This is a genomic window from Psychrobacter aquimaris, from assembly GCF_016107525.1.
Lineage (GTDB): Bacteria > Pseudomonadota > Gammaproteobacteria > Pseudomonadales > Moraxellaceae > Psychrobacter > Psychrobacter aquimaris.
On the sequence record NZ_JABASR010000020.1, the window covers coordinates 19,161 to 30,950 of the forward strand.

Here is an 11,790-nt window from a genome sequence, read left to right on the forward strand (position 1 = left end):
CTTAGCATTACTTTAATGCGCCTCATCCCAATTCTCGCCAGCACCCGTCTCAACCAATAACGGCACGGCAAAATCCACGTTCCAGCCTTTTTCGACAGCAGTTGTTGTTAAGACATCTTGCATCGCATTAGTAATCAACTGGCTGATTTCATCAACCTTGTCACTATCAACTTCAAACACCAGTTCATCATGGACTTGTAGCAGCATTTTGGCTTGTTCTTTGGGTAATACCTTATCGACGGCAATCATAGCCAGCTTGATTAAATCTGCCGCTGAGCCTTGAAGTGGCGCATTAATCGCAGCACGTTCAGCGCCTTGCTTGACCATACGGTTGCTATGAGTGATATCAGGCGTGTAGAGCTTACGACCCAATATCGTCTCGACATAGCCTTGCTCGTGAGCACTGGCGCGAGTATTAATCATATAGTTTTTGACACCCGGATAGCGATCAAAGTACATATCGATATAATCTTGTGCCTCATTGCGGCTCATTTGCAATTGCTTGGCAAGTCCAAAGGCGCTCATACCGTATAGCAGACCAAAATTAATGGCTTTGGCATTACGGCGCTCGGTCGAGGTTACGTCCGCTACATCTTTGCCAAGTACTTCAGCGGCAGTCGCAGCGTGAATATCTAACCCTTCGTTAAAGGCATGCGTTAAGTTCTTATCACCTGAGAAATGCGCCATGAGACGAAGTTCGATTTGTGAGTAATCCGCCGCTAAAATAACACGACCTTCAGGCGCGATAAAGGCTTGACGAATTAAGCGACCAGTCGCAGTACGAATAGGAATATTTTGTAAATTGGGATCAGTTGAAGACAAACGCCCAGTACTGGTCAATGCTTGATGATAGCTGGTGTGTACGCGATCAGTTTCGCTATCTGCGACATTATCAAGCGCATCGGTATAAGTGCTTTTGAGTTTAGATAAACCGCGATACTCTAAGGTAATATCGACCAATGGATGATCAATTTTGGACAGCACGGCTTCGCCAGTAGAGTATTGACCTGATTTGGTTTTTTTGCCACCCGGAACGCCGAGTTTCTCAAATAACATTTCACCGAGCTGCTTAGGTGAGCCTAAATTAAACTCTTCACCTGCCACTTCATAGGCGCGTTTTTCTAGCGCGATAATCTCTTCATCAAAGCGTTTTGATAGCTCGTTTAAAAATGGACGCTTGATTAAAATACCGTTTGCTTCCATTTGACAAAGTATCTCCGCCGTTGGAATCTCTAGCTCGTGTAGTAATTTGGCATTATTGGCATCGTTCGCCAGCTCGACGCTAAACACTTCAAATAGCTGATAGGTGATATCGGCATCTTCACACGCATAGTCGCTAGCGATATCGATGGCGACTTGATCAAAGGTGACTTGCTTAGCACCTTTACCAGCGACATCTTCATAGCTGATGGTTTGAGTCTGTAAATAATGACGTGCTAAATCATCCATACCATGGCGAGTGGCTGCCGCATTGATAACGTAGCTGGCAAGCATGGTGTCCATTGCCCAGTTATTGGGCTGCTCATGTATTGCACCGACTAGGTCAATATTATAGTGAGCGAGGATATGCGCGTCATACTTTAGATGTTGACCGATTTTACCGATATTTGGGTTTTCCAAAATAGGTTTTAGGCGTGTTAAAACGGTATCACGGTCGAGCTGTTTAGCCGTCAGCTCATCACCTTCTAGACCATGCGTAAGTGGAATGTAATAAGCTTCATGCGCTTGTACCGCAAAGGACAACCCGACGATTTGTGCTTGACGCCAATGGACGCTAGTGGTTTCGGTATCGATGACAAAATGCGGCGCAGACTCTAATAATTCGACTAGACTCTCAAAAGCTGGTTCGTCGAGCACAGTATGCCACGCTCTATCATGCTCTTTGCCGTTTTGGACATTTTCAATACTGCTTGATTGTAGCGACTTAGCGATTTGTGCTTGTGATTCAGCATCTGCTTGGCTATGTTCGACACTTTGTGCCCCATTTGCTGGATGATTCGGATGGTCGAGAGAGGCCAGCTCATTTCTAAACTCAAGCTCGCTATATAACTCGCGCAATTCATCTATATAGGCACAAGGATCAGTATCGATTTTTAAATCGTTCCAGTCTTGACCGATATCTAAGTCTGTGACGATAGTGGCCAGTTTGGCATTGAATGGAATATCGTCGGCATGTTCAATCAAGCCTTTGGCACCGCGACCTTTAATAAAGCCAATATGCTTTAACATATTGTCGATATCACCATACTCTATGAGTAAGTCTTTCGCCGTCTTTTTACCGATACCTGGCACGCCTTTGATACCGTCCGATGCATCACCCATCAATGTCAAAAAATCAATCATTTGGTTTGGATTGATACCGAACTTATCAATGACCGCTTGGATATCGGTGACTTTGCCAGTAAAGCTGTCTTCCAATATTACACAGTCATTGACCAGCTGCATCATGTCTTTATCACCCGTGGAGATGACCACATGATGACCTTGCTCGACTGCACGATGTGTGAGTGTACCGATGATATCATCCGCTTCTGCACCTTCGATGCGTAACAGTGGAATGCCTAAGGCGGTTACCAAGCGATGGATATAAGGAATTTGCTCTAGCAACTCTATATCGATGGGTGGACGAGCAGCCTTGTAATCAGCAGACATATGGTGGCGAAAAGTGGGTGACTTGGTATCAAAGCAAACTGCCATATGAGTGGGGTGATAACGGCGCATCAGCTTGAGAAGCGCATTGAGCGTGCCACGGATGGCATTGGTTATCAGGCCTTGCGAGTTTTGCATGGTTTTTGGCAGGGCGTGATAAGTGCGAAACAGATAGTAAGAGCCATCAACCAAAATAAAAGGTGGCTGATTTTTGTCCACATGACTGGTGTCCATAGTCGCTACGTTGGGCATGGTATCAAAATTCGGTAAGGCTTTAGGGTCAAGCGCTTGATGGGAGTTGTGGTCACTGTCTGTCATATTGTCCGCCATAAAAGTCACTTATCAGCTAGTAGATAAAAATATGTGCTTATTATAACGATAAAATCAGCGCGTGCCGAACTGCTTAAAAGTTAAGAGAGATTCTAGGAGGTATGCTCATTTTGAGAATAGCGATAAAAGCAGCCAAATCAAACTAAAAAAAAGAACCCAGTGTTAACTGAGTTCTCTTATAGATAAAACCAATATTGTTATGGTTAAAAACCTATTTTACTTCTGAAGTCACTTCACTATCGATATTACCGTGAGTTGCTTTAGAATATGGGCAAACTTTATTGGCTTTTTCGACCAGCTTTTGAAACTCATCTGCTGATAGCTCTGTGTTTTCTGCAATGACGTGAATTTTCACGGCTAATTGAAAATCTAAGCCTTCACCTTTCATTAAATCTACGGATACTTCAGTGGTAGAGTCAAACTTTGCTTTTTCTTCCCCTTTGACCGCAGCAAGTGCGCCATCAAAGCAAGCGGCATAGCCCATCGCAAACAGCTGTTCTGGGTTGTTACCGTCTTTACCAGAACCTGGTGCGACCATATTAATCGTCAAATCACTGTCTTGAAGACTGGCATTACCTGTACGACCGCCAGTAACTGTTGCTTTGGTGGAATATAGTGTTTTCATAACATATCCTTTGTTGTAAGTTTTTATGTTTGAGCATTAAGTTTTGATAGGGGATTTAGCATAACAAACCAATGCATGAGCAATATAGGTCAGTCGTAAGTATATACTGTGGATTTGTAAGTAAATGTCCTATCATGCTTTTCACCTTTCACCTTTCACCTTTTACCTTTCACCTTTTACCTTTTGCACTTTTTACTCTTTGAAAGGTTGCGCTTAGCTTTAGGTACAAATAATGACTGTATTAATGTAAACTAACAATACAAACGCTTATAGTAATAATCATCAGAATAGATGATAAAAAATCTAACCATAAGGACGTTCCCCAATGAATAAATTGATTGTGATACCTAGTGTTTTTTCTCTACTGGCTTTTACTCTGGTAGGCTGCGGTGAAGATGATGGTATTTATGGTTCAGATAGCAATAAGATTACGCTGACTAGCTTTGATAAGAGCTATGATAAACAAGCCAATGCTAGTGCCATTGCGCGCATTGATGAAACCTATCGCACGGGTGAGCGCGAAATCAAGATAAAAAATATCGTTAATAATTACAGTAACCAAAGTTTAAATACCTTGGACAGAACGGTATTGGCAGACAACTTCGAAGGGCGACTGGAAAACAAAAACATTGAGGTTGATGGCCGCACAGTCAAACGTCCTATTTATGAAAAAAACAGCAATAATAAGTTGAACTACGAAACCACTTATAAGACGCTTAACTTATCAGGATTGCGGGCAAACAGTTATAGTGCGGGTACTAATATAAACAACAGTCGCGGTATTCTCACGGACTTAAATAATTATCCTAATATTCCAGCCAATACAGAGTTTCCGATAGGCTCTGTTTGTTATATTCCAGTGGTAACAAGTGCACGCTCGTTTTTAGCCTTTAATGAAAAAAATAAAACGGGATATACATCACTTAATAAGTGGATTGATGCAGCTGAAAACCGTTTTAGCGATAATAGAGGCTATAGCACAACTGAATTTGGTGTGGGCGTCGGCAATAAGCAAAAAGCGGCGCAAGTGACGTTCTTTGAATACCGAAATCAGCCTGCTTATCAGTACAATGGTGTCGAGTATGCCGATGATATTTATGAGGCAAATTATGTCGACGAAGGCAGTACTGATCCGAATACCAACAGTATTCAAGGTGTGGTGGATTGTACGATAGTTAATGAAGTCGCAGGAGACTTCTTAGTTGCACAAATCAAACGCTACTATTAATCTTAAAAAACTCATAATATTAAAAAACTGACCAACACTCTCTATTTGACTATCTAGAGAGTGTTTTTTTATGCGCTAATTCTGCACCCTGGCGCTAAATCCGCTACAATACGCTCATTATTTATTCTATTTATTTAGATTGATTTCTAAATGACACAACTGTTGAAGCCGAAAACTATGAGCGTAGATCCAAAAAAATTGAACAAAGAAGTGGCCAAACGCCGTACCTTTGCCATCATCTCGCATCCCGATGCAGGTAAGACCACCATGACTGAAAAGCTGCTGCTATGGGGGCAAGCAATTCAGGTTGTGGGCGAGGTAAAAGGCCGAAAAACTGATCGCCATGCCACTTCAGATTGGATGAGTATGGAGCAAGAGCGTGGTATTTCGATCACCACTTCCGTCATGCAGTTTCCTTATCAAGACCATGTGGTCAATCTATTGGATACACCGGGTCACGCCGACTTTAGTGAAGATACTTATCGTACCTTGACCGCTGTCGATAGCGCGCTGATGATGGTCGATGGGGCTAAAGGCGTCGAAGAGCGAACCATCAAGCTGATGGAAGTCTGCCGTATGCGCGACACGCCAATCATCTCATTTGTCAACAAGCTTGACCGCCAGATTCGTGAGCCGCTTGAGTTGCTCAGTGAAATTGAGCAAGTGCTAAAAATTAAATGTATCCCAGTGACTTGGCCTATCGGTATGGGGCAAGATTTCGTTGGCGTCTACCATCTGACCGAAAACAAGACTTACTTTTATGAAAAAGGTAATGGCGGTAAGATGACAGTGTCTGAGACTCGCGAAGGCTACGATTATCCGGACATCCGTGAACGTTTGGGTCAGCTGATGTTTGACGCTTTTGAAGAGTCACTTGAGCTGGTACAAATGGCGTTAGAAGAGTTCAGTGTTGAGGCGTTCTTGGCGGGTGAGATGACCCCAGTATTGTTCGGTACGGCATTGGGCAACTTTGGTGTTAATATGGTGCTTGATACCTTGGTTAAATATGCACCGCCACCCAAGTCGCATCCGACCAATGAGCGTGAAGTGGCGGCAACAGAGACAGATTTTAGTGGTTTTGTCTTTAAAATTCAGGCCAATATGGATCCGCGCCATCGTGATCGCATTGCGTTTTTACGAGTGTGTTCAGGTAAGTATGAAAAAGGTATGAAGCTGAAGCATGTACGTTTGGGTAAAGACGTCCGTATTGCTGATGCACTGACCTTTTTGGCAGGGGATCGCGAAGCGTTAGAAGAAGCTTATCCGGGTGATATCATCGGTTTGCATAATCACGGCACCATCTCTATCGGTGACAGTTTTACCGAAGGCGAGGAGCTGAACTTTACGGGTATTCCACATTTTGCGCCTGAATTGTTTCGCCGCGTCATTCTAAAAGATCCGCTCAAATCAAAAGCCTTGCAAAAAGGGCTACAGCAGCTAAGCGAAGAGGGTGCAACACAGGTCTTTATGCCGCAGATTAATAACGATTTAATCTTGGGGGCAGTGGGTGTGCTACAGTTTGAAGTGGTCGCGCATCGTCTCAAAGAAGAGTACAAAGTACAGTGTATCTTTGAGCCGGTATCGATTGCCACCGTACGCTGGATTCATTGCGATGATGAAGTGGCATTGGCGAAGTTTAAACGCAAAGCCCATGACCAGTTGTCGCTAGATGGCGGTGGTTATTTAACGTATCTTGCACCATCACGGGTCAACTTGCAGCTTATGCAAGATCGCTATCCAGAAATCACTTTTAGCAACACTCGTGAGCATTAAAATCCATCATTCTATGATTTAGTTTATCTTTTAAGACACGCTAGCCGTGTCTTTTTTATTAGCTTAGATTTAGGCATTAAACGAGAGAGGGTAGGTAGCTATTAGTTAGCAGTAGACAGCAAAACCCTAAAAACAAAAACAGTGTTCCTACAATACATCGTAATTGTTACGGTAGAATATCAAGTAACATCTTATGTTTATAAAAGAGGATATATGAACGCTGCGAATCAAATTGATATCAATAAGCCAACAATAAATCCGCATTTATCGATGATAGCAAGTCGTAGTCGTCTGCTGAGACTGCTTGCCGGCAGTTTACTGCTAGGTAGCATAGCGATGCCTGCCAATGCAGGTAGTCTCATTAGTAGCACAGATTATCTGGAATATGAGCTGCCTAAAAAAGTGCAAGCGCAGTGTGTTGAGCGCGATAACTGTCCAGAGATTGAGATCAAATATCTGAAGACCAACCACAATTGGATCAATGATATTGCCAATGCGCGTATTAATAATTTAGTCGTCAATAGTAAACCGACTGAGTCAGCGCCTATCAAAAGGAAAGTCAATCAGACAGTGGTGAAAGCCGCCATTGATGACTTTGCCAGCTCACAGTTTATAGATATGCCAGAGGGCAGTTCATGGGCTTACAGCCTAATGGTAACGCCTGAGTATCTAGGTCATATCAGTGATTTTGAATTGTTTGAAATCAATACTTATGTCTTTACTGGTGGCGCTCATGGCATGCCTTATAGCGAATACTTGATATTTGACCTTGGCACCAAAAAACAAATCACGCTTGATGATATGCTTCTTTCAGGTAAAAAGCCTCGTTTTGAAGCGCTCGCGTATGATGCTTATAAAACTTGGGTCAAAACAGTTGACGACGATGTCAGCAGTTATGAGAAAAACTGGCCATTTACCTTAAGTGACAATGTGACACTGACGGATAAAGGCATCGATATTCGTTATCAGCATTACTCTATCGGCCCGTATGCTTATGGTATGCCGGTACTTAGTATTCCCTACAGTAAGCTTGACGGTGTCATAAAGCCGCACTTTATACCTAAATAGTTCGGATGGTCATTGCATAACTTATTACGGTTTATATTAAAAAAATCGTAAAATCTCTTAAAAAATTGGCAATGATTTATCTAAAACCATTTGAAATTTAATAAAAGAATAAGGAGTTACCGCATGACGAACAATACAGATAGTATGAAGGCGACAGTCGACACAGAGACTTGGCAACTTAATGCCTTAACAGAAGCGCTTGGTGACCTAACGTTGACGGTCAATGACAGCCTGTCTGTTGGGCGTGGCAGCGACAATGACGTGGTACTCGGTAGCAAGCAAGTATCGCGTAATCATGCGGTGCTGAGCATCTTAGATGGTCAGTTATATGTAAAAGATTTAGACTCGTCAAACGGTACATTTATTAACGAGCAGCGTATCGAAGGTAATACATCGAGCCTGTTAAAGGTAGATGATACCATTGGCTTTGCCAGTTTTAGTTTTCAGGTGAACGCCCCACTTGCTGCTACAGAAGATACTGAGGCATTAGCGCCTGTGGCAGTAGAAGATTCAGTGGCTGAGACTGAGACAGTGGTTGCTGAAACTACTGCCGAAACACAGGCTGTCGAAGACTCAATAGTGAGTGAACCTGTTGTTAATGAATCAGTAGTGAAAGAGCCGATCATTGAGCAAACAGGCATCGAAGAAGTCTTAACGACTACAGATAATACCGCGTCAGATGTGACTGAAACGGTACCAGTTGCCGCTGAAACTGTAGCAGATGCACAACCTGCTGTAAGTCAGCCAGAAGCCGTCACAGCGACAGAGGCGGCACCGACAGCATCTACTCATGATGCGTCACTAGTAGATCAGCCAGTTGTACATGAAGAGTCAGCCGTTGAATCAGAGCATGACAAAACGACGAAAACGGAGCTGCAAGAAGAAGCGGATCCTGACATTCTACGTGCCAAACAGGCAGCAACCGCGCAATTTTCTGGTACTGCCAATCTAGGTCAATCTCGTGATCTTGGTACTGAAGGTAATAACGCGATGGATCAGGCCCTCAGCAATCCAGCAACTGCAGGACAGGCCGAGAAAAAACCAAGCGGCGGTTGGTTTATTTGGGTGTTTATTGCCATCATCATTATTGGGTTGGCATTATGGTTATTTAACATGGGCGGTGCGTAATCAAGTACTGACCAGTCCGTTTGAGCCGCTTTAATCCAAGCGGGATTTGGTATAATTGTTTACCAATTTTTAGCTACTAATAGCTAAGCTACCCTAATATGCCATTTTTATAGCGTCAACATTCAGCAGAGTGTTGACGCTATATTTTTACTATCGTTTGACTGTTTTTATGTTTTGCCAATATTTTGTTAAGAGAGCATTATTATGATGAACTTTGAAGAATATCAAGCTTTTAAAGACCGTGGCTTTAGTCATGCACCACTGATAAAAAAACGTCTAATGGACGCACAGACACCAGTATCTGTATTTTCTAAAGTACGTGATTTAAACGGCTCTGCATATTTATTTGAGTCTGTCGTAGGCGGTGAGCGCTGGGCGCGATATTCGATGATTGGCTTGGGTAGTGATCTCATTTTGCAGTATGCCGATGGCAAAATGACCGTCAAACAAAATGACCATACCGATGTAGATGTAGTCGATGATCCGTTTGACTATATTCGTCAGCTGATGGCGCAATATAAGATGCCAACAGTCGAAGACATTGCAACGCTACCGAGCTTTAGCGGCGGCTTAGTAGGTTACTTTGGCTATGACATGGTGAGGGTTATTGAGCCAAGCGTGGGTTTGTCAGACGCCCCCAATCCGATGACAATGCCGGACATGTGGCTCATGCTGTCAATGAGCGTGATTGTTTTTGACAGTTTAGAAAATACGTTATCTATTATCGTTTATGCCGATTGTCATACTGAAGATGGTTATAGCAAGGCTATCCGCGAGCTAGAAAAAATTGAGGACAAGCTGGCAGAAATGCCAAGTCTGAGCGCACCTGTGATGCCGACGCCAAAATTCAAGTCGCAAACTGGGGCGCAGAAATATTGTCATGATGTCAATAAAATAAAAGACTACATCTTAGCAGGCGATGTCATGCAAGTCGTTCCTGCGCAGCGTCTGACGGCGGATTATACTGGCGACTCATTGGCTGTCTATCGCGCCCTACGATTTTTAAATCCATCGCCGTATTTATTTTTGGTGCATGGTTATACCCTCGATGATCACAAGCGTTTCGACATCATTGGTGCCTCCCCTGAGGTATTATCCCGTATCGAAAATGGCAAAGTCACGGTGCGGCCATTGGCGGGTACTCGTAGACGCGGAAAAAACGAAGCAGAAGATGAAGCGCTTGAGAAAGAGCTGCTGAGTGATAAAAAAGAGATCGCCGAGCACTTGATGCTTATCGATTTGGGTCGTAATGACATTGGCCGCGTTTGTGAATATGGTAGTGTCAAAGTCACCGAAAAAATGTTTGTCGAGCGTTATTCGCAGGTGATGCACATTGCTTCTAATGTTGAAGGGACGATATTGCCCGATAAAGATGCATTGGATGTTTTTTGTGCGACGTTCCCCGCTGGCACGCTATCAGGTGCACCGAAAATACGCGCCATGCAAATCATTGACGAGATAGAGCCTGTACGTCGAACCGTCTTTGGTGGCTCAGTGGGTTATCTAGGCTGGCATGGCAACATGGATACCGCCATTGCTATTCGCACTGCTGTGATGCGCCGCGGCGAGATACATATCCAAGCGGGCGCTGGGGTGGTCGCTGACTCTGTGCCAGAAGCTGAATGGGAAGAAACCAACAAAAAAGCATTGGCGTTGGTCAAAGCGGTAAAAATGGCGTGTAATGGTTTACGGATTCGCTAGGTACTCCAGTAATAAAAACACGGTATGCGGTCAGCGTCAAAAAACACCTTATTTTTATTTAAAAAAATATTAACATAATCAAATATTTATATATTTTTATTAAAATAATCATAAAAAATATGAAAAAGGGCTTGCGTCTTTCAAAAAATTTGATAGAATAGCCACCACTTTAAGAGAACAAGCCGACTTAGCTCAGTTGGTAGAGCAACTGACTTGTAATCAGTAGGTCGCCAGTTCGATCCCGGCAGTCGGCACCATCTCTCTTAAAGTAGCTTTTTATGAACTTGTCTTAAACTAAAGTCATTTTTGTTTAAAGCAACCTAAGGTGGGATTGGGGAGCGGTCAAACCCAACAGACTGTAAATCTGTCGCGAAAGCTTCGAAGGTTCGAATCCTTCTCCCACCACCATATTTTCTAAGTTTGTCATAGCGCCAAGCATACTCGTTATACTTAACGACTCTCGATTAGAGTCTTATTGAATAAGAGTAATTGCGGGTGTGGTATAATGGTAACACCTTAGCCTTCCAAGCTAATGACGCGGGTTCGATTCCCGCCACCCGCTCCATATATACACCATCGCAAAGATTATCAATAAATCATCACGACAGTAAGTTTTAGTATTGCTGTATCGTGATATTTTTTTTAGTAAATACACAAGTTGTTTATTGTGGTTATTAAAAACATGCTCATATAGCTCAGCGGTAGAGCACTCCCTTGGTAAGGGAGAGGTCTTGAGTTCAATTCTCAATATGAGCTCCATTTATTGTTTAAACCTCTGGTGTTTGCTTTGCTATTTTTAAACAGCGTTGCGTCGATATCGAAACTACAAAATATTGAAAATTATAAATACAGTGTGGCAAGTAAAATTTAAGGGTGACACTGAGGTGTTGCCTTTTAGTGCTGCCAATTTATTAAGCTATCAATCTATTGATAAGTGTCTAAGTGCAGTTATCTAGCTTGGGCAGGCTCTACTATTATCAAGGATTTACACTAAGATAAAGTAGGGCAACAGCGATAAGTTATAATAGCTTGCGATGTTCAATAGATTAAAAAACACGTATAATGCTTACATCTACATGCGCGATATTGAAACGCATGATTTGAGCATATTTACAGTCGTAAAATGATGAAACAGTTTTAGTAAATAAGCCATAGCGTCAACGGTTTGATGGTTCTGTAAGCATCATGAGCCGTCAAACAGCTATTCACCGATCTTTGATTGATAAAGATTCACCAAAAAAAGAGGAAATACCCATGGCAAAGGCCAAGTTTGAACGCGTAAAGCCAC

At 42.9% G+C, this 11,790-nt stretch carries 7 protein-coding genes and 4 tRNA genes; 9 read left to right on the plus strand and 2 right to left on the minus strand.

Annotated elements, in window-relative coordinates:
- Positions 1 to 12 precede the first annotated feature (12 nt).
- Together polA and JFC10_RS14170 are read right to left on the minus strand one after the other, a co-directional pair.
- Entirely contained in the window at positions 13 to 2,967 is a 2,955-nt protein-coding gene (gene polA / locus JFC10_RS14165) for a DNA polymerase I (RefSeq protein ID WP_198333398.1), read from the minus strand.
- A 223-nt stretch (positions 2,968 to 3,190) separates the two neighbouring features.
- Positions 3,191 to 3,604: an organic hydroperoxide resistance protein gene (locus tag JFC10_RS14170; protein ID WP_193013191.1), complete on the minus strand. Its 414-nt coding sequence runs from the start codon at positions 3,602 to 3,604 to the stop codon at positions 3,191 to 3,193.
- Positions 3,605 to 3,929: 325 nt separating this feature from the next.
- Here JFC10_RS14170 and JFC10_RS14175 point away from each other — a divergent pair, with 325 nt between their 5' ends.
- The 9 genes from JFC10_RS14175 to JFC10_RS14215 all read left to right on the plus strand — a co-directional run bounded on the left by JFC10_RS14175 (position 3,930) and on the right by JFC10_RS14215 (position 11,261).
- Positions 3,930 to 4,832 carry a hypothetical protein gene (locus tag JFC10_RS14175; protein ID WP_198333399.1) on the plus strand — a complete coding sequence of 301 codons (903 nt, stop codon included), beginning with the start codon at positions 3,930 to 3,932 and terminating at the stop codon, positions 4,830 to 4,832.
- 177 nt (positions 4,833 to 5,009) lie between these two features.
- Complete coding sequence (locus tag JFC10_RS14180; protein ID WP_193013189.1) at positions 5,010 to 6,605, plus strand: peptide chain release factor 3; 1,596 nt, start codon at positions 5,010 to 5,012, stop codon at positions 6,603 to 6,605.
- 213 nt (positions 6,606 to 6,818) lie between these two features.
- Positions 6,819 to 7,673 (plus strand): RsiV family protein, encoded by an 855-nt coding sequence (locus tag JFC10_RS14185; RefSeq protein WP_198333400.1) that lies wholly within the window; start codon positions 6,819 to 6,821, stop codon positions 7,671 to 7,673.
- Positions 7,674 to 7,796: 123 nt separating this feature from the next.
- Positions 7,797 to 8,801 (plus strand): FHA domain-containing protein, encoded by a 1,005-nt coding sequence (locus JFC10_RS14190; protein ID WP_198333401.1) that lies wholly within the window; start codon positions 7,797 to 7,799, stop codon positions 8,799 to 8,801.
- A gap of 204 nt (positions 8,802 to 9,005) precedes the next feature.
- Positions 9,006 to 10,502, plus strand: a complete 1,497-nt coding sequence (gene trpE / locus JFC10_RS14195) for an anthranilate synthase component I (protein ID WP_198333402.1) — start codon at positions 9,006 to 9,008, stop codon at positions 10,500 to 10,502.
- Between the two features lie 181 nt (positions 10,503 to 10,683).
- Positions 10,684 to 10,759, plus strand: a tRNA-Thr gene (locus JFC10_RS14200).
- 67 nt (positions 10,760 to 10,826) lie between these two features.
- A tRNA-Tyr gene (locus JFC10_RS14205) sits at positions 10,827 to 10,910 on the plus strand.
- 83 nt (positions 10,911 to 10,993) lie between these two features.
- Positions 10,994 to 11,067 (plus strand) — tRNA-Gly (locus tag JFC10_RS14210).
- Between the two features lie 119 nt (positions 11,068 to 11,186).
- A tRNA-Thr gene (locus tag JFC10_RS14215) sits at positions 11,187 to 11,261 on the plus strand.
- The last annotated feature ends 529 nt before the right edge of the window (positions 11,262 to 11,790 follow it).

What these genes read in the sequence shown, in the direction of transcription:
- polA (WP_198333398.1), bottom strand. Translation starts at nt 2,967, where the DNA reads ATGACAGACAGTGACCACAACTCCCATCAAGCGCTTGACCCTAAAGCC.
- JFC10_RS14170 (WP_193013191.1), bottom strand. Translation starts at nt 3,604, where the DNA reads ATGAAAACACTATATTCCACCAAAGCAACAGTTACTGGCGGTCGTACA.
- JFC10_RS14175 (WP_198333399.1), top strand. Translation starts at nt 3,930, where the DNA reads ATGAATAAATTGATTGTGATACCTAGTGTTTTTTCTCTACTGGCTTTT.
- JFC10_RS14180 (WP_193013189.1), top strand. Translation starts at nt 5,010, where the DNA reads ATGAGCGTAGATCCAAAAAAATTGAACAAAGAAGTGGCCAAACGCCGT.
- JFC10_RS14185 (WP_198333400.1), top strand. Translation starts at nt 6,819, where the DNA reads ATGAACGCTGCGAATCAAATTGATATCAATAAGCCAACAATAAATCCG.
- JFC10_RS14190 (WP_198333401.1), top strand. Translation starts at nt 7,797, where the DNA reads ATGACGAACAATACAGATAGTATGAAGGCGACAGTCGACACAGAGACT.
- trpE (WP_198333402.1), top strand. Translation starts at nt 9,006, where the DNA reads ATGATGAACTTTGAAGAATATCAAGCTTTTAAAGACCGTGGCTTTAGT.